The organism is Burkholderia guangdongensis (assembly GCF_013403875.1).
Taxonomy (GTDB): domain Bacteria; phylum Pseudomonadota; class Gammaproteobacteria; order Burkholderiales; family Burkholderiaceae; genus Burkholderia; species Burkholderia guangdongensis.
This window is the reverse complement of record NZ_JACBNX010000039.1, coordinates 1-23019: the sequence shown is the minus strand read 5'-3', so window position 1 is coordinate 23019 and position 23019 is coordinate 1. Positions and strand designations below refer to the sequence as shown.

At 63.2% G+C, this 23019-nt stretch carries 24 protein-coding genes and 1 tRNA gene; 16 read left to right on the top strand and 9 right to left on the bottom strand.

Translation table 11 applies throughout. The features are described 5' to 3' along the window. Window positions 1–1311, top strand: coding sequence for a replication-associated recombination protein A (locus tag HZI36_RS25955; protein ID WP_179405535.1), 1311 nt, complete (start codon window positions 1–3; stop codon window positions 1309–1311). A gap of 63 nt (window positions 1312–1374) precedes the next feature. Here the strand turns inward: HZI36_RS25955 and HZI36_RS25950 are convergent, their stop codons facing one another. After that, window positions 1375–1641 (bottom strand): DUF2164 domain-containing protein, encoded by a 267-nt coding sequence (locus tag HZI36_RS25950; RefSeq protein WP_179405534.1) that lies wholly within the window; start codon window positions 1639–1641, stop codon window positions 1375–1377. 102 nt (window positions 1642–1743) lie between these two features. On the opposite strand from HZI36_RS25950, the gene serS reads away from it, so the two are divergent. The 9 genes from serS (at window position 1744) to HZI36_RS25905 (ending at window position 10354) form a co-directional block, all read left to right on the top strand. Beyond that, window positions 1744–3045, top strand: a complete 1302-nt coding sequence (serS, locus tag HZI36_RS25945; protein ID WP_179405533.1) for a serine--tRNA ligase — start codon at window positions 1744–1746, stop codon at window positions 3043–3045. Window positions 3046–3177: 132 nt separating this feature from the next. After that, window positions 3178–3268, top strand: a tRNA-Ser gene (locus HZI36_RS25940). Window positions 3269–3353: 85 nt separating this feature from the next. Beyond that, window positions 3354–3719, top strand: a complete 366-nt coding sequence (locus HZI36_RS25935; protein ID WP_179405532.1) for a DUF2946 domain-containing protein — start codon at window positions 3354–3356, stop codon at window positions 3717–3719. 78 nt (window positions 3720–3797) lie between these two features. Beyond that, entirely contained in the window at window positions 3798–5294 is a 1497-nt protein-coding gene (locus HZI36_RS25930; RefSeq protein ID WP_179405531.1) for a PepSY-associated TM helix domain-containing protein, read from the top strand. A 40-nt stretch (window positions 5295–5334) separates the two neighbouring features. Further along, a complete protein-coding gene (locus tag HZI36_RS25925) occupies window positions 5335–5784 on the top strand; it encodes a copper chaperone PCu(A)C (protein ID WP_246327228.1) in 450 nt (149 codons plus the stop codon). Window positions 5785–5853: 69 nt separating this feature from the next. Continuing rightward, window positions 5854–6339 (top strand): DUF2946 family protein, encoded by a 486-nt coding sequence (locus HZI36_RS25920; RefSeq protein ID WP_179405530.1) that lies wholly within the window; start codon window positions 5854–5856, stop codon window positions 6337–6339. A gap of 208 nt (window positions 6340–6547) precedes the next feature. Further along, on the top strand, window positions 6548–8662 hold the full coding sequence (locus HZI36_RS25915) for a TonB-dependent receptor family protein (RefSeq protein ID WP_179405529.1): 2115 nt from the start codon (window positions 6548–6550) through the stop codon (window positions 8660–8662). A 143-nt stretch (window positions 8663–8805) separates the two neighbouring features. Beyond that, complete coding sequence (locus tag HZI36_RS25910) at window positions 8806–9798, top strand: transporter (protein ID WP_246327229.1); 993 nt, start codon at window positions 8806–8808, stop codon at window positions 9796–9798. Continuing rightward, window positions 9788–10354: a TlpA disulfide reductase family protein gene (locus tag HZI36_RS25905; protein ID WP_179405527.1), complete on the top strand. Its 567-nt coding sequence runs from the start codon at window positions 9788–9790 to the stop codon at window positions 10352–10354. Before HZI36_RS25910 ends, HZI36_RS25905 begins: the two co-directional genes overlap by 11 nt. 113 nt (window positions 10355–10467) lie before the next feature. Here HZI36_RS25905 and HZI36_RS25900 read toward each other — a convergent pair whose 3' ends face one another. The 7 genes from HZI36_RS25900 to HZI36_RS25870 all read right to left on the bottom strand — a co-directional run bounded on the left by HZI36_RS25900 (window position 10468) and on the right by HZI36_RS25870 (window position 15350). Then, window positions 10468–11370, bottom strand: a complete 903-nt coding sequence (locus HZI36_RS25900) for a copper resistance D family protein (RefSeq protein WP_179405526.1) — start codon at window positions 11368–11370, stop codon at window positions 10468–10470. A gap of 2 nt (window positions 11371–11372) precedes the next feature. Beyond that, window positions 11373–11738 carry a copper resistance CopC family protein gene (locus tag HZI36_RS25895; protein WP_179405525.1) on the bottom strand — a complete coding sequence of 122 codons (366 nt, stop codon included), beginning with the start codon at window positions 11736–11738 and terminating at the stop codon, window positions 11373–11375. An 18-nt stretch (window positions 11739–11756) separates the two neighbouring features. Beyond that, a complete protein-coding gene (locus tag HZI36_RS25890) occupies window positions 11757–12656 on the bottom strand; it encodes a transporter family protein (RefSeq protein WP_179405524.1) in 900 nt (299 codons plus the stop codon). Between the two features lie 102 nt (window positions 12657–12758). Next, on the bottom strand, window positions 12759–13187 hold the full coding sequence (locus tag HZI36_RS25885; protein ID WP_179405523.1) for a DUF2946 domain-containing protein: 429 nt from the start codon (window positions 13185–13187) through the stop codon (window positions 12759–12761). A 108-nt stretch (window positions 13188–13295) separates the two neighbouring features. Continuing rightward, window positions 13296–14168, bottom strand: a complete 873-nt coding sequence (locus HZI36_RS25880; RefSeq protein ID WP_179405522.1) for an HvfC/BufC N-terminal domain-containing protein — start codon at window positions 14166–14168, stop codon at window positions 13296–13298. Then, window positions 14168–15049: an MNIO family bufferin maturase gene (bufB, locus tag HZI36_RS25875; RefSeq protein ID WP_179405521.1), complete on the bottom strand. Its 882-nt coding sequence runs from the start codon at window positions 15047–15049 to the stop codon at window positions 14168–14170. The genes HZI36_RS25880 and bufB overlap by 1 nt, the downstream gene beginning before the upstream one ends. Before the next feature lie 46 nt (window positions 15050–15095). Further along, on the bottom strand, window positions 15096–15350 hold the full coding sequence (locus HZI36_RS25870; protein ID WP_179405520.1) for a BufA1 family periplasmic bufferin-type metallophore: 255 nt from the start codon (window positions 15348–15350) through the stop codon (window positions 15096–15098). Window positions 15351–15411: 61 nt separating this feature from the next. Between HZI36_RS25870 and HZI36_RS25865 the strand changes: the two genes are divergently transcribed. The 6 genes from HZI36_RS25865 (at window position 15412) to HZI36_RS25840 (ending at window position 21746) form a co-directional block, all read left to right on the top strand. Continuing rightward, window positions 15412–15636, top strand: coding sequence for a hypothetical protein (locus HZI36_RS25865; RefSeq protein WP_179405519.1), 225 nt, complete (start codon window positions 15412–15414; stop codon window positions 15634–15636). A gap of 214 nt (window positions 15637–15850) precedes the next feature. Beyond that, window positions 15851–18601: a type VI secretion system Vgr family protein gene (locus HZI36_RS25860; RefSeq protein ID WP_179405518.1), complete on the top strand. Its 2751-nt coding sequence runs from the start codon at window positions 15851–15853 to the stop codon at window positions 18599–18601. Continuing rightward, the gene (locus HZI36_RS25855) at window positions 18598–19176 is read left to right on the top strand and encodes a hypothetical protein (RefSeq protein WP_179405517.1); all 579 of its coding nucleotides are present in this window, start codon (window positions 18598–18600) and stop codon (window positions 19174–19176) included. Before HZI36_RS25860 ends, HZI36_RS25855 begins: the two co-directional genes overlap by 4 nt. A gap of 3 nt (window positions 19177–19179) precedes the next feature. After that, on the top strand, window positions 19180–20916 hold the full coding sequence (locus tag HZI36_RS25850) for a LysM peptidoglycan-binding domain-containing protein (protein WP_179405516.1): 1737 nt from the start codon (window positions 19180–19182) through the stop codon (window positions 20914–20916). Next, the gene (locus HZI36_RS25845) at window positions 20913–21398 is read left to right on the top strand and encodes a hypothetical protein (protein WP_179405515.1); all 486 of its coding nucleotides are present in this window, start codon (window positions 20913–20915) and stop codon (window positions 21396–21398) included. Before HZI36_RS25850 ends, HZI36_RS25845 begins: the two co-directional genes overlap by 4 nt. A 96-nt stretch (window positions 21399–21494) precedes the next feature. Next, on the top strand, window positions 21495–21746 hold the full coding sequence (locus HZI36_RS25840) for a PAAR domain-containing protein (RefSeq protein WP_179405514.1): 252 nt from the start codon (window positions 21495–21497) through the stop codon (window positions 21744–21746). Between the two features lie 30 nt (window positions 21747–21776). Here HZI36_RS25840 and HZI36_RS25835 read toward each other — a convergent pair whose 3' ends face one another. Then, a complete protein-coding gene (locus HZI36_RS25835) occupies window positions 21777–22724 on the bottom strand; it encodes a LysR family transcriptional regulator (RefSeq protein ID WP_179405513.1) in 948 nt (315 codons plus the stop codon). Window positions 22725–23019: the final 295 nt, after the last annotated feature.

Below are 23019 nucleotides of genomic sequence, written 5' to 3'. Positions count from 1 at the left end.
ATGTCCGACCTGTTTCAAGTGGAACCGCGCCGGCCGCTGGCCGAGGCGCTGCGGCCGAAGACGCTCGCCGAGGTGATCGGCCAGACGCATTTGCTGGGCGAGGGCAAGCCGCTGCGGCTCGCGTTCGAATCGGGCAGGCCGCATTCGATGCTCCTCTGGGGGCCGCCCGGCGTCGGCAAGACGACGCTCGCGCGCCTCACCGCGCAGGCGTTCGACTGCGAGTTCATCGCGCTGTCCGCGGTGCTGGGCGGCGTGAAGGACATCCGCGAGGCGATGGAGCAGGCGCAGGGCACGCTCAATCGCACCGGACGCCACACGATCCTGTTCGTCGACGAGATTCATCGCTTCAACAAGGGGCAGCAGGACGCGCTGCTGCCGTTCGTCGAATCGGGCCTCGTGACGTTCATCGGCGCGACCACCGAGAACCCGAGCTTCGAGGTCAATTCGGCGCTGCTGTCGCGCGCGCAGGTGTACGTGCTGAAGTCGCTGACCGATGAGGAGATGCGTCAGCTGCTGCGCCGCGCGCAGGACATCGCGCTCGACGGCCTCGCGTTCGACGACAAGGCCGTCGATACGCTGATCGGCTATGCGGACGGCGACGCGCGGCGCTTCCTGAACCTGCTCGAGCAGGCGCAGACGGCGGCCGCGTCGGCGGGCGCGGCGACGGTCGACGCCGACTTCGTGTCGAACGCGATGACGCTGAACGCGCGCCGCTTCGACAAGGGCGGCGACAACTTCTACGACCAGATCTCGGCGCTGCACAAGTCGGTGCGCGGGTCGAGCCCGGACGGCGCGCTGTACTGGTTCTGCCGGATGATCGACGGCGGCGCGGATCCGAAGTATCTGTCGCGGCGGATCGTCCGGATGGCATGGGAGGATATCGGCCTCGCGGATCCGCGCGCGATGCAGATCGCGAACGAAGCGGCCGCGACCTACGAGCGGCTTGGCTCGCCGGAGGGCGAGCTCGCGCTCGGGCAGGCGGTGATCTATCTCGCATGCGCGGCGAAGAGCAACGCGGGCTACACGGCGTTCAACCAGGCGATGGCGTTCGTGAAGCAGGACAAGTCGCGCGAGGTGCCGGTGCATCTGCGCAACGCGCCGACGAAGCTGATGAAGGAGCTCGGCTACGGCCACGCGTACCGCTACGCGCACGACGAGCCGAACGCGTATGCGGCGGGCGAGACGTATCTGCCCGACGGGATGCGCGAGCCGCGCTGGTACGAGCCGGTGCCGCGCGGGCTCGAGACGAAGATCGGCGAGAAGCTCGCGTGGCTGCGCGAGCTGGATCGCGCGGCCGGCAAGAAGGATTAGCGCCCGCGCGGGGCCGGGCCCGGGCCGCAGGTCCGCCGACCATCCGGTCGCGGGGGCGGTGCGTCAGCGCTTGCGGGCCGGCTGCTTCTTCCAGTAGTCGAACGGTTCCTCGTAGCAGTCGATATCGAGCTCGGCGATGCGCGCCTGAAGCCGCTCCTGCGCGTCGGCGATCGCGCGGTTGTAGATCACGGGCGCGATTTCCTCGACGAAGAAATGCAGCAGCGCGCCGGCCTGGATGTTGCCGATCGGCTCGTCCATGTTTTCCGTGAAATAGCGTTGCAGCGAAGCGATCGCGCGGTCGCGCGCGTCCTTGTCCAGTTCGATGGCCATCGGTTCTCCGGGTGGTTAGCCGTCTGCGGGGAGGCAAATGCTACCGGAATGGTAGCCGTGCGTTAGAATTCCCGTCTTATTCAACGAATCGTCCGTCCTCCCATGCTCGACATCCAGTTGCTGCGCAAAGACCTCGACGGCGTCGCGAAACGCCTCGCCGATCGCGGCTACACCCTCGACGTCGCCACGTTCTCCGCGCTCGAAGCGGAACGCCGCGCGATCCAGACCCGTACCGAAGACCTGCAGGCGCGCCGCAACGCGCTGAGCAAGCAGATCGGCGCGATGAAGGGGCGGGGCGAGGACACGTCGGCGGTGATGGCCGAAGTGGGCGGGATCGGCGACGAGATGAAGGCGTCCGCCGCGCAGCTCGACGACGTGCAGGCGCGCGTGTCGGACCTGATGCTCGGCATGCCGAACCTCGCGCACGACAGTGTGCCGGTCGGCAACGACGAGAGCGAGAACGTCGAGGTGCGCCGCTGGGGCACGCCGCGCGCGTTCGATTTCGAGGTCAAGGATCACGTCGATGTGGGCACGCCGCTCGGCCTCGATTTCGAGACCGGCGCGAAGCTGTCCGGCGCGCGCTTCACGATGCTGCGCGGCCCGATCGCGCGGCTGCATCGCGCGCTCGCGCAGTTCATGCTCGACACGCACACGCAGCAGCACGGCTACAGCGAGACGTATACGCCGTACATCGTGAATCCGGACATCCTGTACGGCACCGGCCAGCTGCCGAAATTCGCGGAGGACATGTTCCGCGTCGAGAAGGGCGGCGGCGAGAACACGGTCACGCAATACCTGATCTCGACGTCCGAGATTTCGCTGACGAACACGGTGCGCGACTCGATCGTCGACGCCTCCGCGCTGCCGATCAAGCTGACCGCGCATTCGCCGTGCTTCCGCTCGGAGGCGGGCTCGTACGGCCGCGACACGCGCGGGATGATCCGCCAGCATCAGTTCGACAAGGTCGAGATGGTGCAGGTGACCGCGCCGGACGCGTCTTACGCGGCGCTCGACGAGATGGTCGGCCACGCGGAGGCGATCCTGCAGAAGCTCGGGCTGCCGTATCGCGTGATCACGCTGTGCACGGGCGACATGGGCTTTTCGGCGGCGAAGACGTTCGACCTCGAAGTGTGGCTGCCGGCGCAGAACACGTATCGCGAGATCTCGAGCTGCTCGAATACCGAGGCGTTCCAGGCGCGCCGGATGCAGGCGCGCTTTCGCAACGCGCAGGGCAAGCCGGAGCTCGTGCATACGCTGAACGGGTCGGGGCTCGCGGTCGGCCGCACGCTCGTCGCGGTGCTCGAGAACTACCAGAACGCGGATGGCTCGGTGACGGTGCCGGAGGCGCTGCGTTCGTATATGGGCGGGATCGAGCGGATCGACGCGCCGAAGCAGGCGTCGTGACGCGCGTTCGCGGAGCTTTCGGGGCGCGCGAGAAATTTTTTCGAAAAAGACTTGGAAGTTTCGCGGAAGACGTTCTATAATCTGCGCTTTCCCGGAAACGACCAGCCGGGAAATGCAGTAAAGCAGTAAAACGGAGAGGTGGCAGAGTGGTCGAATGTACCTGACTCGAAATCAGGCGTACGGTTTCCCCGTACCGTGGGTTCGAATCCCACCCTCTCCGCCAAATTCGCAAAAAAGCCCTTGATGATCAAGGGCTTTTTTCATTTCCAGTGGTAAACTTCGGCCGCACGTCATTTCGACCTACGTCCATGGCATCCCGATCCCGCAAACACCTGACCGCATGGCTTGGCCTCGTTGCCATGTGGCTCATCGTGCTCGCGCCGCTCGTGAGCCAGATGGTCGTCGCGATGCATCGGGACGAACCGTCGGCCGTTCTCTGTTCCGTGACGCAGCCCGCCACCGATTTCGCGCATGCCGCGCATGGCGATCCGCTCGCGGCCTGCGGTTATTGCGATCTGCTTGCCGATCACGTTGCGATACCGACGCTTCCGCCGATGTCGCTCGTATTCGTGTTGCTCGTCGCGCTCGCCGTCGCACCCACGCTATCCGTCCGTTTCACGCCGCTCGGCGCATTCCCGTCCGGCAGACCTCGAGCCCCTCCCGCCTTTTCCTGACCTCCGTCATGCACGGCCACGTCGACGCGCCCATGCAGGCGCGCGCGGTCGTTCGTCCAACAATCTCAGGAAAATTTCATGTCGTACTCCACTTCGCGGAGGCTGCGTGCCCGCGCGCGCCGCCACGCGCGGTCCGCGATCACGGTGGCCGGCCCCGGCACCGGATACCGCACGCTCTGGCGCTGGCACTTCTACGCCGGCCTGTTCGTGATGCCGTTCCTCGTCGTCCTCGCGATCACCGGCACGATCTACTGTTTTCAGCCGCAGATCGAGCCGCTGCTGTATCCGCACCAGCTCGTCGTGACGCCGAGACCTTCGCCTCGGCTCGACGAAGACGCGTTGCTCGCTGGCGCCCGCGCGGCCATGCCGCCGGACGCCGTCGCGACGACCGCGCGCATTTCCGCGCGCGCCGACCGCAGCGCCGAATTCGTGTTCCGGCTGCCGGACGGGCGACGCGAAAGCGTGTACCTGAATCCGTACGACGGCACGGTGCTTGGCGCGCTCGACGTCGATCGTCGTTTCATGCAGGTCGACCGGATGATTCACCGCAAGCTGCTGCTCGGCAAGCCGGGCGAACTGCTGATGGAACTGGTCGCGTGCTGGACGCTGGTGATGATCGGCACCGGCATCGCGCTCTGGTGGCCGCGCGGCACCGCGCGCGTCGGACGCGCGCTGCTGCCCGATCTGTCTCTGCGCGGCCGGCCGCTATGGAAAAGCATTCATGCGGCGCTCGGCATCTGGCTCGCGATCGGCGCATTCGCGTTCGTGACGACCGGCCTGCCGTGGACCGGCTCGTGGGGCAAGCATTTCCAGTCGCTCGCGACCAGCGTCAAGCTGGGTTCGCCGCCGGGTTCGTGGGGCGGGTCGCCGCTGCGCTCGACGGTGCCCGGCCAGGCCGCCGGGGCCGGCGCGGCCGGGGCCGGGCACGCCTCGTCGTCCGGCATGGATGCGATGCCGGGCATGACGATGGACGACATGCCCTTGCCGCAGGTGCCCTGGGCGGTCGGCGCGGTGCGCGTGCCTCGCTCGCCCGATGTGGCCGCGCCCGGCGCGCGCCCGCTGCCGCTCGGCCGGATTGTCGCGCGGATGCGGGCGGCCGGACTCGTCGACGGTTACGACGTCGCGCTGCCGACGTCGGTCGACGGCGTGTACACGGTGTCGTATTTCCCGGCGGACCCGAATCTGGAACGTACCGTCCACATCGACCAGTACAGCGGCGCGGTGCTGAAGGACATCCGCTACGGCGACTACGGCGCGGTTGCCAAGGCCGTCTCGTACGGCACGTCGCTGCATATGGGGCGGTATTTCGGGCTCGCGAACCAGATCGTCTGCGTGGCGATTTCGCTCGGGCTCGCCGCGATGGCCGTCACGGGCGCCGTGATGTGGTGGAAGCGGCGCCCGGCGGGCACGCTCGGCGCCCCCGCGCGCGAGCGCGTCGTAGTGCCGATGCGCGGCTGGGTCGCGGGCCTGGTGCTGCTCGGAATCGTGTTCCCGTTGATGGGCGCGACGATCGTTGCTGTATGGCTGCTCGACCGCTTGCTGCTCGGACCTGCCGTTCGGCCCGCCGCATCGTAAACGGACGGGCATTTTTTTGTCATATCGACCGGAGAAGACCATGAAGCTTTCGATGAAAACGACCCTGCTGCCGTTCGCGATCTGTGCGTGCGCAGCGCCCGCGCTCGCCGCGCCCGCGTCCGTCATGGTGTCGGACTGCTGGGTACGCATGCTGCCCGGCGACCTGCCGTCCGGCGGCTACTTCAGCGTGATGAACATGAGCGACAAGTCCATCGACCTGACCGATGTCGAGACCGACGCGTTCGGCATGGCGATGCTTCATCAGACGCAGCGCAACGGCAGCACGTCGACGATGGTCATGGTCGACAAGGCCACGGTGCCCGCGAACGGCACGCTCAAGTTCGCGCCGGGCGGCTATCACTTGATGCTCGAGAAGCCGAAGCAACCGCTCAAGGTCGGCATGTCGATCCCAATGACGTTCTCGTTCGGCGACGGCGAGAAGGTGGCGAGCCAGTGCAGGGTGAAGGGCGCCGGCGCGATGTCGAACTGACGCGCACTTATGTCGACCATCACCGATAACGATTCGTTGTCTTAATGAATTAGCGTACAATCCCGCGCCATGAACGCACTTCGCCATTTTCTGCTTCGGAGCGGCGTCATGAAACAGCTCGTGTGGGGAGTCGTCCTCGCGGTGTTGCTGTCTCGTGCGCTGATGTCCGGGGCCGTGATGCTCGATCCGGATACGCCGGATTCGGGTGTCGTGGTGCTGTGCTCCGGTCACGGACCGTTGATTCTCGATGCGGCCGTTTCCACGTTCGGTCTCGATTCGCGCTCGACGATCACGCGGGCCAACGATGGGTTCGCGCTCGTCGATGCGCTGACGCATGATTCACACGACAACAAGCAGGCGTCGTCCGACAGCGACAACGGAATGTGCGCATTCAGTGCCGCGCTGTTTGCCGCGCTGACGTCGTTCGTGTTGCTCGTGCTGCTGTTTCCCGCCACGGTCGCGGCGCGCGTCCGCATTCGGCCAGTGCGTTGCCCCATTGCGCGATCGACGCTCGACGATCGCCCGCCTTCCCGCGCCCCCCCTCTGTTCGTCTAAGCCTTCCTAGTTACATCGCCCCACGCACGTCGGCGTGGCTGGATGCGTTCGTCGTCCTGCGTTCGTCGTCCGTCTCGCCGCATGACTGCGCCGGACGGACCGCCGCGGCTGCCTGACACGGCGGTTGGGGATGCCGAGCGCCTTCACGGCAGCGCGGCCAGCCTTTGCGCGCGATGTTTCCGATTCCTTTTTCCATACCGATAACAACATGTTTCCTTTGTCCCGAATTGCCATCGCGCTGTCCGGCGTGTTCGCCGTGCTGTTCGCTACCACCAGCTATGCGCAATCGATCGACGCCACCGCCGACTTGTCGAGCGCATCGACGCTGCCTGCGATCACGATCAACGGAGCCCGAACGACGGACTCGCCGACGTCCAGATCGACGGGCACGTTGAAACGCGATCTCGACTCGACCGTCGGCTCGGTCGGCTTTGTCGACGCCGACAGCTACAGGAACACCTACGCGTTCACGCTGCGCGACGTGCTGAAGGACGTCCCCGGCGTGTTCGTCGAGAATCGCTACGGTCAGGAGCTTCGGCTGTCGATCCGAGGCTCCGGAATCGCGCGCGCGTATCACACGCGCGGCCTGGAGATATTGCAGGACGGCGTGCCGACCAATCTCGCCGACGGCAGCGGCGACTACTATCAGATCGATCCGCTCGCGCTGCAGGCGGTCGAGGTCTACAAGGGCGGCAACGGCCTCGCGTATGGCGCGTCGACGCTCGGCGGCGCAATCGATTTCATCACGCCGACCGCGTACACGGCCGACGCGCCGAACGTCGTGCGCGTCGAGGGCGGCAGCGATGGCACGGTGCGCACGAGCGCGCAGGTGTCCCGCGTGATCGGTCCGCTCGATTTTCTCGCGACGTTCAGCATGAATCACGCGGACGGCTATCGCAACCACGAGACGGGCCAGTACGAGCAGTTCAACGCGAACGTCGGCTACCGGTTCAGCCCGACAGTCGAGACGCGCTTCTATGTCGGCGCATACGTGGTCGATCAACTGCTGCCCGGCACGCTGTCGCTATCCGACGCGCTGAACAATCCGACGAAGGCGGCGCCGAACGCGGTGTCCGGCGATCAGGCGCGCAACACGCGCACCGAGCGGATCGCCAACCGCACGACGGTGCGGCTCGATTCCGGCGAACTGCAGTTCGATACGTGGGCGATCCACAAGAGTCTGTATCACCCGATCTTCCAGGCGCTCGATCAGGACGGCTGGACTTACGGCTTCGCGCCGCGCTATACCGGCCATCTGAACGCGGGCGGGATGCGCGACGACCTGATCGTCGGCGCGCGCTTCTTCGGCGGGCGCACGCAGGCGAACCAGTACGTGAACGTCAACGGCGACAAGGGGGCGCAAACGCTCGACTCGACGCAGACGGCATTCAACTACGACGCGTATGTCGAGAACCGCCTGTTCTTCCTGCCGACGGTCGCGCTGATGACTGGTGTGAAGGCGCTGCATTCGGTGCGCGAGTACATCGACCACGGCGGACTCGCGACGGACCCGACGTACAAATCCACGAACGCGAGCTACAGCGGACTCAATCCGAAGCTCGGCCTGCTGTGGCAGCCGGACCGCGACACGCAGGCGTACGTCGACATCACACGCAGCCAGGACGTACCGGATTTCACCGACCTGATGCAGACGTTCGCCGGCACGACGCGATTTACGCCGCTCGCGCCGCAGCACGCGTGGACGCTCGAGATCGGCTCGCGCGGCACGCGCGATCGGCTGAGTTGGGATGTTACCGCCTATCGCTCGCAAGTACGCGACCAGTTGCTGCAATACACGACGAATCCGGACATTCCCGCATCGACGTTCAACGCGAACAGGACGGTGCTGCAGGGGATCGAAGCCGGCGCGTCGTTCGATCTGTTGCGCAACGTCACGGCGCCCGGCGCCGGCGACAGGATCACGCTGTCCGGGCTCTGGAACCTGAGCGACTTCCGCTTCAAGGATGATCCACAGTACGGCAACAACCGGATCGCCGGCGTGCCGCTCAACGTGCTACGCGCGACGCTCGGCTACGCGCGTCCGAACGGCTTCCATGTCGCCGCGACGGTCGACTGGGTGCCGTCGGGCGCCTGGGCGGACGATGCGAACACGCTGCGTGTGCCGGGCTATACGCTGCTCGGCCTGCAGGCCGGCATCGACTTCCGCAACGGCCTGTCGCTGTTCGTCGACGCGCGCAACCTGACGAACAAGCGGTACGTCGCCGACATCAGCACGGTCGCCAACGCGCGCACCGCGAGCCCCGCGATCTTCTATCCGGGCGAAGGCCGCAGCGTCTTTGCCGGGATGCGGTATGCGTTCTGATGCCTTGCACGGATGCCGATCAACGCATTTCACCCCGTCAAACCATGGAGATAAACATGAAGGCCAACCCGTCCTTGCTTGAATCGCTCGTTCGCTACAGGAAACCGTTGCACGTAGCCTGCCTGATCGGCCTCGCGCTGCCGATGACCGCGCAGGCCTGTGCGACCTGCGGCTGCTCGCTGAGCACGGATGCGGCGATGGGATATTCGGCGATGCCGGGCTGGCGCGTCAGCCTGGATTACACGTTCCTTCCGCAGGATCAACTGCGCAGCGGAACGAGTGCGGTGTCGCCCACCGTGCCGGCGTCGATCAATGCAGCGGGCGGCAGTCAGGAAGTCGAGCATCAGACGATCAATCGCTACTGGAATCTCGGCATCAACTACAGCCCGAACCCGAAGTGGAACTTCAGCGCGATCGTCCCGTTCGTCGATCGCGGCCACTCGACGTACGGCAACGCGACGCCGGATCAACTCACGCCGGACAACCTGAGCGGCGCGACGAGCAGCGGGCTTGGCGACATCAAGCTGATCGGCAGCTATCAGGGCTTCCTGCCGACCCATAATCTCGGCGTGCAGTTCGGGATCAAGCTGCCCACGGGGAAATACGGCGGACAGAACGTGCTGACGGGCGCCTCCGCAGGCCGCAGCCCGGTGTTCTTCTCGTCGGGTCCGAATGCCGCGAACGGCCAGGCACTCGATACCAGCCTGCAGCCCGGCACCGGCAGCACCGATCTGATCGTCGGCGCCTACTATTACCAGCCGGTCAGCCAGAACTTCGACGCGTTCGTCAATGGACAATTCCAGTCGGCCGTGATCGAGAACCTTCACGGCGCCGGCCAGGATTATCGGCCGGGCAATCTGGCGACGGTCAGTATCGGCTTGCGCTACGAGGCGAATCCCAAAATCGTCCCGCAACTGCAGATCAACGTGACGCGCAAGAGCGCGGATCAGGGCGCGCTCGCCGATACCACCGACACGGCCGGCACGGTCGTCTATCTGTCGCCGGGCGTCACGGTGAACGTCGTGAAGAATCTGAGCGTCTACGCGTTCGTCCAGAAGGCGCTGTACAGTCGCCTCAGCGGCTATCAGCTGTTCCCGCGCTGGTCGGGCACGGTGGGTGCGAGCTATGCGTTCTGACGCGGACGAACTGTTGCGCACGAATCGCCGCCGGTCGAGGCGCGATTGGCTGCGCAAGGCCGGCGGTGCCATGCTGGGCGCAAGCGTAGGCGGCTGGCTGCCGGCCGCGCGGGCCAACGCGCTCGCCGTTGGCCAGCCCGCGCCCGGCCTGGTTCTGCACACGCTCGATGGGCAAAGCATCGCCTCCGAGGATCTGCACGGAAACGTCGTTATCCTGACCTTCTGGGCGACGTGGTGCGAACCATGTCGAACGGAATTGCCGCTGCTGTCCGCCTATGCCGCGCGGCATGCGGCGAACGGCCTGCGCGTGCTCGGCTTCAGCCTCGACGGGCCGGACGATCTGGCGGCCGTCCGGCAGGTGGCGGCGAATTTGAGTTTTCCCGTCGGGTTGCTCGGCAGCGCCTATGCGGGAGGCTACGGCCGGGTCTGGCGCATTCCGGTGAACTTCACGATCGACCGGAACGGACGCCTTGCCGACAACGGCTGGGACGATCCGAATCCTTCGTGGACCGCCGAGCGCCTCGAGCGCATCGTCACGCCGCTTTTGCGAAGATAGCGATATGTCGAGCTGGCTGTTGCCGAGCAGCCCGGTCTCGGACGCGGCGTCGAAGCGAATGGCCGCTCGATGCATCACCTCGGCCGTCTGTTTTCTTCCCGGGGTGGGGCTCGTCAACCGCCCGTCGGGGACGTATGTCCGAGCACGGCCGCGATCGAAAGAACGGCCAGCATGACGAGCGCTTCAACGGATAGCCAGGCGTCGAAGCGGCCTTGCGCGGCCATGAAGGCGACGCTGTCCTGCCGCGCCCGCGCGCGAAGATCGGGCAGGACCACCAGCCGGTTCCAGCCGCCCAAAGCCACCGCAGTGGCGACGCACACGAGCTTCGCCGCGAGTATCCGGCCCCAGCCCATACCGAAGAGCGGCGCGCTTGCCTGCGCGGTATCCTGCATCACGTTGTAGAAGCCGGTGACCAGCACGACGACGAGCGCGGCCGTCGCCAGGTGCGATAGCTCGTTGCAGAAGGTCGCTCTTTGCTCGGCCATAGCGTGCGTGGCCGGCGAGCGTCGGAGCACCGTCGCCGCGACGATCACGCTACCGGCCCATAGCGCCGTCGCACCGAGATGCACGACGTGGATGGCTTCTCGCACCGAGAAGTCGCCAGTGTCGGCGGCGTGGCTGGCCGCGGCCTTGCCAACCGCCCACGCGACGAGGCCCACAGCGAACAGAGGCAGGCCGCGACGAGCGGAGAGCCGGCTCAATGCCGCCAGCAGCGCGCCGGTGAATCCGACCGACCACGCGATGCCGTAGTGCGATTCCGTGAGCACGGCGGCGACCGCGTCGGTGGCCTCCGCAAGCGGCGAACCGCTCATCACGGCTGCCTGCAGCCACAGATACGCGAGGGCCGTCAGCGTCAGCGCGATCGAAATACCCGCCTGCCAACGGGGCAGCGAGGCGGGCGCGCCCATGCCGCTGCGCTTGCCCATCACGGCGCACGCGAACGAGCCGACCGCCGTCGCGAACAGCACGTCCTGCACGGCGGCGAGGGCAATTTGCACAGCGACGAGCGGCTCCATGGTCACTTCACTGTGAACGTGTAATGCCCCTGCGTGCGATGCCCGTCCGCGGCGACGGCGATCCACGATACCGTGTAGATGCCCGGAGCCAGCGGCTTGAGTGCCACCGACATGTGCTTCCGGTTCGACGGGTCGACAACGGCCTTGCCGCTGGCGGCTGCGTTGCCCTGCGCGTCCGTGACGGCGATCGAGCTGAACGCGGGCTCGAGCCCATCGTCGAAGTCGATCGCGACGTCCTTCTGCGCGTCCGTAACGGTCGAGCCGGCCCCCGGCGCCTGATGAGTCGGATAAGCGTGTGCGTGCGCGAACTGACTGCCGGCGAGCATCAGCGCGGCCACGGCGGCGCGTGTAGTCGTATGTGGTTTCATGAGTGGGCTCCTGCCGGATCAGAACAGCGGCTTGCCGAGCGAGTTCGGGAAGACGTCGTCGAAGTAGATATGGGCTTGCACCAGGATGCCCGTGTGTGTGCCGGTCGCACGATTGACCGGAATCTGGGCTTCAATGCCGAACTGCCCGTAGCGGTTGATCCAGAGCACGCCGGGATTGATCGTGCCCGTCGTCTGGCCGGCGCATGCGCCCGCCGTACAGGTGCTCATCGGGAATTCGACGACCGGAATCAGATTGGCGAACGGCTGCGGCAATCCGAGATCCTTCACCTGCTGCTGCAGGTACGGAATGCTGTACTGCACAGTCAAACCCCATCCGAGCGAGTTCGGTCCCTGGTCCGACGACGCGGTCGTCAGGTTCGGGCCGATCGTGCCGGTGATGGCGAGCGGCCGCAGGTAGCCGAGCGATGCGGGCAGGTCGCCGAAGCCCTTGCCGAAATAGACGGTCGGGGTGAAGGTCGAAAACGAATTCCCGATCGCTTTGGCGCCGGTGCCGCCGAGCGTGGCGAGCAGCCCGACCGATGCCATGAACTCGTGCCGCGGGTTCGCGTAGACCAGATATTTGATGCCGAGCGTCACGTCGTCCCAGCCCTTCGCGTTGCCGTCCGGCGAGTTCTGGCTCACGTAGTCGCTCGCGACACTGAACGCGAGATTCTTCGTGATCAGCTTGTCCCACTCATACGACACCGTGTTGACGTTCATGTCGTTGCCGTTGTTGTCTGGCAATTTGGTGTGGCTGTACTGCAGGTTGAACTCATCGCCGACGCCGGGATCGTCGACAGCCATCGTCGCCGGAAACACGCGGTCGCCGACGACCGCATGAGCCGATGCATCGAGCGGCAACAAGCCCGGCGCAAGCGCGCAGAGCGCCACCGCGCCCCGTTTGAGAGTGGTTCGCATGTTGATGTCCTGATTGAGGGGTGAGCGTGTCGCCGCAACAGATGCGACAACGCCGCGCTGCCGCTCAACGCGTCGGCATCGCTTGAAAATCTTCGACGGGAGTCAGGACGATGCGGGCGGGGCGCGTGGTTGCGCGAGCGTCAGGACGGTGTATGGCCGGAACGCCGCCGCCATGACCGGTGCTGCAAACCCGGCCGGCTGCGCGGCGATGCCGAACGCGACGGCGGCGCCGGGTAGTGCGGGCGTGTGCGCAATCAGTCCGCAGTACGGGCACGCGTCACAACCCGGCGATGAATCGGAACCGTGATGGTGGGCGGCGAACCCGGCGATGGCAGGGCGAACGGCTTGCGCTGCCGGATGCATGTGGTGCGCATGGTGCGCGTGGTGCTCGTGATGGGCATGAAGCGCATGAAGCGTGGCTTCGGTCGATGCGCTGCGAAGCGTCTGCGATATCGTCGGCGCGACCACGCTCAGCAGGATCGCGAAGATCCCGAGGAACGCCCCGATTTTCAGACGGCGGCGGCTGAGCATGACGGTGTACTGAAATGTCTATCCACATAGTATGCGGAAAGTCGAAGACAGTTAACTGGGCCTATGCATTAGGTGAAATACCTAAAAACTACGAAATGCAAATGCCCATCAGGCCTGCCGAGACGTCGCTCTCTCGGCCACGCCGGTAATGGCCGATGCCGCAATCCACGCGCGCCATTGCGTGGCGAAGTCGAATGCCGGATCGATCGCGAAAGCGGCGTCGAGCGCGGCGGCCAAGGTGTTTCCTCGCTGTAGTGCGACGAAGGCTGCGTGCGCGGCCTCGGCGTGAACCAGCACCGTGGGTTGCCACAGGGGACGCACGACGAGCGCCCATGCAGGAACGGCGAGCCGTTGCGGGAAGAGTCCGTCCGGTTGATGGGCGAACCAGATGTCGGCAATGGCGTAGTCCGACGCGATTGCCGCGCATGCCGGATGCACGGCGAGCCGTGCGTCGAGCAGGCGTTCGTCGGCAAATTCAAGCCATTGCCGCGGCGTGAAAGGTGTGACATCGGCAGCGAAGGAGGCGACGTGCAGCGACCATTCGAGGCGCGCAATATCCACAAAGTATCGAAAGCGCGAGTCTCGCTCGTATTCGCCAACAAAGGTCGGCAATACATCGCCGAAGCAGTTGAGATCGCCGCTGCGTGACGGATGAGCGCGTGCATAGGCAAGCGACAATGCATCGAACCAGGCGTCGCCGCCCAGCGCGAGCAGCACGGGATAGGCGTTCGCGAGCGCGGCGCGCCAGTGGGACCGCACGTTGCCCCGGTACAGGCCGATGCGCCGACGCAGAATCTCGCCGGAACTGGCGGCTACCGGAAGCCTCGTCGGTGCACGCGCCGCGTTTTCGGCGGGCTGAGCGGCCGAGGGGGTGGAGAGGGGCGAGAACGGCTTCACGAGCGCGAGCAAGGGCCGCTCGTGCTCGGGGTCGTCGAGCGCCTGCGCAAAGATTTGCTGGAGCGATTCGAGCCGCGTGGCCATCAGGTGCGGTCCTTGCCGGTGACGTCTGCCGGTTGTTCCCCTCCCGGGCGAACCCTGGCCCGCGCATCGCGCGCAAGCCGGGCTTCATCGACCTGCACGCTCAGCGGCGGAATGGCCGTGTCCCATTCGATCAATGTCGGCACATCGCCGAAACGGTGCAGCGCATATTCATAGAGACGCCAGACTGCTGGCGCGACGCGCGAGCCATGTTCGTCGATGACGGCAGTGTCAGTCACACGGTGCCCGGCCAGATGAATCTCGCCGACCACGCCGGGCGCTAGCGCATTCATCGCCTCGATCGCGTCTTCGCCGTGATTGCACTGGTTCACGTACAAGTTGTTGACGTCGAGCAGCACGCCGCATCCCGTGCGGCGCGCCAGTTCGGCGAGGAAGGCCGCCTCGCCATAATGGTCGCCGTCGAACCGAAGCCAGGTGGAAACGTTTTCGAGCAGGACCCGCCGGCCAAGCACGTCCTGCACCTGGCCGACGCGCGCACACAGCTGATCGAGCGCTTCGTCCGTCAGCGGCATCGGCAGCAGGTCGTTCAGGTGGCCGGCCGACGTCTCGCTCCAGCAGAGATGCTCGGAGACGACCGCGGGCTCGATTCGCTCGACCAGCCGCTTTAGCTTGCCCAGATGGCCGGCATCGAGTTGGACGGCGGAGCCGAGCCCGAGGCCGACGCCGTGCAGGCTGACCGGCAAATCCCGCCGCACGCGGCCAAGCACGTGCAGGTCGTAACCGCCGTCGCCGAAATAGTTTTCGCTGTGCACTTCAACCCAGTCGACCGCGGGTGGCGTGCCGAGAAAATCGGCGTAGTGTGCATGGCGCAGCCCGATCCCGACGCCGGATGGTGCGCGAGTAGTTGAGCCGTCAGCAATCATATGACCGGCCGGATGGGGCAACGATGGCTTCGTGACACGCTGCGCGTCAGGTTTCGACCTTGCCGCCCAATTTTTCGCAGGTGCCCTTCGGTACGTTCTTGAAGTCGCCCTTGTCGTTGTCGACCTTGGCTTCGCCCGCGCAATCGTGCACGCCGGTCTTGCTTGCGCAGTCGTTCTGGCCCGCCTTGGCGATGCCGAAACACTGCACCGTTTCTTCGGCCTGCGCGGTTGCGACGGCCGTCGCTGCTACACTGGCGAGCGCGACGGCAAGCAGGGCCCGCCGGCTGAGATTGGATTTCATCTCGATTCTCCTGTGTAATGGGCACGCGTTTGGGTGCTGTCCGAGGATACAACGCTCCGACATGCTACGTCGTTTACTGGGCGCAGCGTTGCGCCATCGCGCCGTGGCGCCCGAAGCCGGTGCGAGTCTATCCTGCAATACCTGGATTCACCGCACCATGCGGACGCCGATTGGGATCATTGAAATTGGTGGCTCAGCTCTGCTTTGTACTATTAACTGGATGATTCCCGCTCAAGCAGAAACTCAACGCCGTTTCCAATCTCATGAAATCAATTTGGAAAGGTAAATGTAGGAATATAGAATTTCTAACATTTCAATGGCTCCGCGGGATACGTTTCTCAGGCGAATTGTGTTTCAATTCTTGTCAGATGTATTGGCGGCTTCAGGGACGAGGTACATTCTCATGACTTGTCGACGCCGCTAAAATATGTAACCGGGGAGCCGTCCCCGTGAGAGCGCGGGCCGCTGCGGCCTGCAACAAACAAGAAGATGGATAACGCATGAACATGACCGAATTGGCTCAGGCGATTCGTGGTGGCCTGATCCAGCAAGACCGCTTGCTCAAGACGGACATCCCGTCGTTGCCGGGCAATGCGCTGGTGCCACGCCGGGCCGTGACCTGTTCCGAACTCGGCCGCGACTTCAGTGTCACGCTCGACATGGTGTCCACCGTGGGTGACATCGAACTCAAGACGTTGATCGCCCAGCCGATGACGCTGTGGATTCAGCAGGCGGACAAATCCTACCTCCCGGTCAATGGCTACATTCACACGGCTCGCAGGCTGGGTGCCGACGGTGGTCTTTCAAGTTATCAATTGACTTTCGCCTCGTGGATGCATTTCCTCAAATTCCGCAGCGATATGCGGTATTGGCAGGACAAGAGCGTCGACGCCGTCATCGCTGACGTATTCAATGCGCATCCGCAGGCCCGAGGCCAGTTCGAGTTCGCGTTGCTGAAGCCGCTGCCCCGGCGCTCGTACTGCCGCCAAAGCGAAACCGACTGGAATTTTGTCCATCGGTTGATGGAGGAGGAAGGCCTGTACGGCTTCTGGCGTCAGGGCAAGGACGGCAAGTCGCATATGCTGGTCGTGACCGACGACATTTACGCGCTCGATGAGATGTCGCCCAATTCGGTCAGGTTCTACCGGTCGGACACAGGCAGCGAAACGGATGCATTCACGCAGTGGGCGGGTTCGCGGACCTTGCAGAGTACCGTGCATACGACGCGCACGTTCGACTACAAGGCACCAGCGTCGGTTTTCAATCCCAAAGGCACCACGCTACCGACGATGTCTGGCCAGGGAGATTTGCCGGAGCAGGCCGAAGTCTACGAATACACCGGGGCCTACACGTACCTGAACCGGGATCGCGGCGAGCAGCTTTCGAAGATTCATCTGGAAGAGTGGGAGTCGCGGGCCAAGCGGTTTTTCGCGGAGGGCGGCGTTCGGGGTATCGATGCGGGACTGCGCTTCGAACTGATCGATCATCCGGAGCATGATCGCGATCCGGTCGGCCAGCGGGAATTCGCGGCGATCAAGGTGCGGCGGTACATCGAGAACAATCTACCGCTATCGGCTCATGAAGCGAGCTTTCCGCACAGTCTGCAGAACGAACTGGTGCAGGCGAAGGCCGGGCATACAGGGGAGGCCGTCATTCATGAGGACGGTTCGGCGGGTTTTTATCTGGTCGAGGTCGAGGCGCAGCGGAAGACGGTTCCATACCGTAGTTCGTTCGAGCATAAAAAGCCGGTGATGCACCTGGAGACGGCCATCGTTGTCGGGCCGCAAGGTGAAGAGGTATATACGGACGAACTGAACCGGGTGAAGGTGATGTTCATCTGGGACCGGCAGAACCAGGGAGATGCGGGTGCGTCGTGCTGGGTGCGAGTCGCGCAGTCGGATACGGGCGGCGGATATGGAAGCGTTCACGTTCCCAGGGTCGGCGAAGAAGTTTTGATCGGTTACATAGGTGGGGACTGTGACCGGCCCATCGTCCTGCACCGTGTCTACAACGGGAACGTCCAGCCGCAGTGGCATAGCAACGGCATTCTGTCGGGCTACCGGTCGAAGGAGTATTCGGGCGCCGGCTACAACGAAATGGTTCTCGATGATGCGACAGGGCAGAATCGTGCCAAATTTTTCAGCAGTACAGGGAACAGCCTGCTTCATCTGGGGTATCTGATCGACCAGAGCGGCAACACGCGCGGCTCGTATCTCGGCTCAGGATTTGACCTGAAGACGGATTCGTACGGTGCCGTGCGCGCCGCGCAGGGGCTGTACGTCACGACGCATCCGAAAGAGGCAAACAGTCAGCAGCTTGATGTGCGCGAGGCGCAGCAGCAACTCGTTGAAGCGGAAAGCACGATTGAGGCGCTGTCACAGGCAAGCCAGGCGCATCAGGCAGAAAGTTTGAGAGATGGGCACGATGCGCTCAGGACCTTCACCGACGCGACGCAAGGTAGCGTACAGGGCTCGCAGTTGGGTGGCAGGACAGCAGGCGGTGGCACGGGCCGTGCGAACGGGTTCAAGGAGCCCGTCATGCTGATTGCGAGTCCGTCCGGTGTTGCCTTGTCGACGCAGCAATCAGTGCACGTGGCGAGCGATCAGCAGACCAATCTCGTTAGTGGGCAGAGCGTGTTCATTGCCAGCGGAAAGTCGCTAGTGGCGAGCGTCGCGGAGAAAATAAGCCTGTTCGCACGGAACGCCGGGATGAAGCTGTTTGCGGCGAAGGGGAAGGTGGAGATTCAGGCACAGGGCGACCAGATGGCTCTCGCAGCCCTGAAGGACCTCACGATTTGCAGCACCGATGGAAAGGTCGTTATCTCGGCGGCAAAGGAAGTCTGGATTGGCGCGGGCGGGTCGTACATCCAGATCAATGGCAGCGGGATCGTCAATGGCTCGCCGGGAACGATCCTGGAGAGGGCCGCAAGCTGGGATGTGCCGGGGCCGGACTCGATGCGCATGCCGTTGCCGCCGATGCCGGTGCCGCAGAATGCCGGACCGTATAGCCTGCGATTCGATCTGTCGGGGGCGCTCGCGGATGGAGAAATACCCGATAACGCGTCGTATCTGATTAAGCTCGGCGAGGACTCGCACTATTACGGAACGCTCGACCAGGATGGCATGACCGGCAGAGTTTTCACCGAGAAGGAAGAAGCCGTTCAGGTTAGTGTAAGAAGTGGCGATTGGACTCATCATATGGACACCGTCCACGATGACCTGTTTTCTGATGAAGCTGGAGCGCAGGGATGACGCAAAGACACAATAAAAAAATGAGATTGAATGGATTTTCCGGAGTTCGTTCGCTCGAGGCCCGATTCCGATTTTTGTGGATGGTTCTGTTTTGTTTCGCTGCATTCGGTTGCAAGGCCCAGAGCCAGGCGCCCGTTGCGGAAAATGTCACTCCGGCAAGCTCTGGATATAAAACAGAGATCTTCAACCTCGTGGATCCGGATGGAAATCAATCTGGGACCGAGATCGGTCGGGCAGTGTCGACCGCATTCGATCATTTTCTGAATATGTCCGGCCTGGATGCGCAAATGCTTCGAAAGCGCTTGCTGAGCGGCCCTGCGACAGAAGGATCGCTTTGGAAAGTGGGCGAATCTCGCGAGTGGCTCTATCACATTTGTCAGGCGAATCAGTGCAACGTCACGAATGTTGCGCTGCTTTACGACGAACAGTCACATCGCACCGCAGGGCGCTTGCTGTATCGCTGCACGCCGCAATGGCTCGGGAGCCCGAGCGACGCGGAAAAGGGGCTGATCGAGAATCAATACCCGATCAAGATCGATGCGGACGACGCTAGAATTTTTTGCAAGAAAAAGTGAACGATGAGCAAAGGCGGAATTAAGGAATTCCTGGGCGCACTCTTTCAGAGCGAGGGTGGCGGGAAATACCAAGTCATCAATAAGTACGGATACGTCGGCAAGTATCAGTTTGGCGAGTCTGCATTGAGCGACCTTGGCTATTACGTGTCGGACGGCTCGTCTCCCTATATCAAGAAGCCGGATGGTCATAAGGCATTTCAGTATCAGTGGAAAGGAACGTGGACTGGAAAGGATGGGATCAACAGCCTGGAGGATTTCAGAAATTCGCCGGACGAGCAGGACGTGGCCGCCGTATCTTGGGTCAGACTGCTATGTTCGCGTGCCCATCAATATGGCGCGGATCAATATGAAGGAAAGGTAATTTCCGGGATAACGATCACGCATTCCGGTATTGTCGGGGCGGCTCACCTCAAGGGTTTCGGAACGAGCAAGCATCCCGGTGTGATGCAATTTCTGGAGTCGAACGGGGCCCAGGATCCGGAGGACGCGAACGGCACGTCGGTTTCGGACTATATCGACAAGTTCAGCGATTACGATCTCGGCTGCTGCTCGGGCACTTTGGGCGTTCAGTTCGTCAACAAGAAAAAGCAGCCGATTTCCGGCGTGCATTATCAGGTGAAGTCCGGTGGGAAAGTGCTGCAGGAGGGGCACAGTAGCTCGTCCGGGAAAATCAATCAGCCAATCAAGAACATTCCGTTCACTCAGACGCTGGAGGTTTGGGTGAAGGAGGTGGAAGCGAATCTCGAGATGGCGTGGACGGGCGCAATTTCCGGCTCATTCTCCTCTTTGACACTGACCAGTCCGCATAGCAAAGTCGAAGCCCGGACAAATGCGCATTCCGGGCCTCGGGGGGATCATCGCCGGAATAGCAAGTTGGAAGCGTATACGGTCAAGCATGGCGACTCGCTGTGGAAAATCGCCCATCAGCACGGGACGAGCGTTGCCGAGATCCGGCGCGTCAATCCCGGGCTGGGCGGCAATTTGATTACGCCAGGGCAACAAATCAAACTGCCGTCGGGTGGAGGGGCACCAGGAGGGGCTTCGGCGGTTGCGTCTCCGACAGCGGCGTCTTCGACAACTGCGTCTCCGACACCTGCGCCTCCGGCGGCAGCATCTTCAGCGGATCAAGCGGATTCCGCGCAGGCATCTTCTCAGGTGTCGCAGCAAGCGAAAGTGACCCGCAATGACAACGGCCATCCTGTTGCGGTGGCGCAGGCGTCCGACCATTCGCAGCCCGAAGGCGATCCCAAGCAGAAGATGTTTGAGATTTTGCGCAGAGACGCAAAGTACGGAAAGGATTATGCTAATTTTAGTGGGCCTATTGCGGCGCATAAGGCAAAACTGGGACAGCCGATCTATAGCGTCGCCAAAGCCCCCAACGTGTCGACGAAGGAGTGCTGGAAGTATGTGAAAATCGCGCTCCTGGCTTCAGGCATGGTCGATTCGTATCCGCCTCAGGTCGAAGCCAAAGACGCCGGAATCGATCTTGAAAAGGCAGGATTCAAAAACATTCTTTCCGATCCTTCCTATCGCATTGCCAGCCCCTACGACGCACCCGAGGGTGCCGTGATCGTCTACGGCACGACCGACGGCTCGACGCATGGTCATGCCGAAGTCGTATTGCCCGGGCCTTTGTTTGCGAGCGATTACATTAGCCCGAATAGCAGGGTGATGCGAAAGGAAGAGAAGCCTACGTTGATAGGGAAAGGACGAAAGGTTACAGGAGTTTGGGTGAAATGAAATGGAAGGGTTTACTTTTTGTTTGTGGCGCGGCGCTCACTTGCTTTGGGACGCCGGCCTTGGCTGATCATGGCGGCTACGACCCGTTCGTCGAGTTTCAGCACCGGTTCGGCGGCAATCAGGAGTTCGTTTGCACGGAAAAGGGCGGGAAGAAGCTTTTCGTCAACGTGAGCGTTCCGCAGGCGGATTCCGATCAGATGAAGGCGGTTCCTCACTTGGAGTGGGGCAGCGTACTGTCGATATACCTCTCCAGAGGAGAAGGAAAATCGATTGATTCGTCATGGGGAACGCCGAAATTCGATCAATCGATGAAGTTTATGTCGATACGGTTGCAGGGTGGCAAGACGCTCGTTTTCGAGAGGTTTCGAAATATCCCTGATCCCGATGCAGATGAAAGGCATTTCGATCATAACCCATACTTCGACCTGACAATCGACAACGGAGAAAAGCTGCCTTGCAGCCAGATCTTCAACTTGCCTTGATGCCGAGTGCAAGGTGGAGCATCTGGAATGAGCGGAGCCTGGAAATCTCGTTGATCCAGTTCCGGGAGTGGGCGATCACTGAACGAAGGAAGCGTCATGATTGATCTGATTCGACTCGGCGACACCACTGACCATGGGGGAGAGGTTATTACCGCCTCCGAGATAATGCGCTACGGTGGGCGGCGTGTGGCTCGCAAGGGGGACTTAGTGAGGTGTCCACAGCATCCCGAGGTGAATCCGAATGTGATTCTTGAAGGCGATGCCAAGATAACCGACCGCGGTGCATGGGTAGCACGGCAGGGCCACCATGCTACATGTGGGTGCACCCTGATTTCGAGCATTGTGTAAAGGACTCGCCGGGCCCACCAACCACCAGCACTACTTCCTGCCATCCGCGGACCCTGCCTTCCGCGCACGGGGCACCGCGTCCGCAAACAGATCGATCACTTCCCCGCGCAGCCAGCGATTGCCTTCGTCCTGCTGCACGCGCGCGTGCCAAAGCAGATGGATCGGCGCGGCGGGCAGCGTCATCGGCAATGCGCACAGGCTGAGCGAGAAGGGCGTGGCGAGTTGCTGGGCGAGCCGCTCCGGCACCGTCGCGATCAGATCGGTGCGCTGCAGGATGTAGCCCACACTCATGAAGTGCGGCACCGTCAGCCGCACCTGGCGTCGCACGCCGCGCCGCTTCAACCACTCGTCCACCTGGCCGTGGCCGGTGCCGGCCGACACCACGACCAGATGCTCTGCCTCGCGCCACGCGGCGAGCGTGAGCGGCGTGTCCTCGAGCGGATGGCCGCGCCGGAACAGGCAGACATACCGCTGATCGAACAGGCGGCGCTGATAGAAGCCGCCCTTGAGCTGCGGTAGCAAGCCGATGGCCAGATCGACCCGGCCGTTCGCCATCTCGTCGCTCAGATTGACACTCGTGTCGCGCACCGTATTGAGTGCGATGCCCGGTGCTTCGCGCGAAAGGCGTTCGAGCAGCGTGGGCAGAAATACGACCTCGCCGATATCGGTCATGCCGATCGTCATGGTGCGCCTGGCAAGCAGCGGATCGAAACCGGTCTCGGGATTGAGCGCAGCGTGCAGGGTCGCGAGTGCCTGCGAGACCGGCTGGGCCAGGCGCAGCGAGAACGGCGTGGGCACCACGCCGCCCGGGCCGCGCACGAACAGAGGATCGCCGAGCCGGCGGCGCAGCTTCGCGAGCGCATTGCTGACGCCCGGCTGGCTCATGTTCATCTGCTCGGCGACGGTCGACACACGCCGCTCCTGCATCAGCCGCTGGAAAAGCAGCAGCAGATTCAGGTCGACATCGCTCAGTTCCATGATTTGGGCATCACTCCGTTCATTCAATCTGGTGATGAAGCAGATTCATTGCATTTTATTGTGGAATGAATATCCGGTGCTGAAAATACCGACACGGCCCACGCATTCGACATGAACGCGGCGCATGCCAAGTCGGACGGATAAACCTGAACATCGGAGAATGAAATGAACGCGTCCCACCCGAAACCGTGAGAGCAGAGGAAGGGGTGGATCCTCACGGGCCAACGGCATCGAAGTGCCCAGGTGGAAAATGCACGCATTTCCCGGCAACCGGAGGATCCACGATGAACAGTAT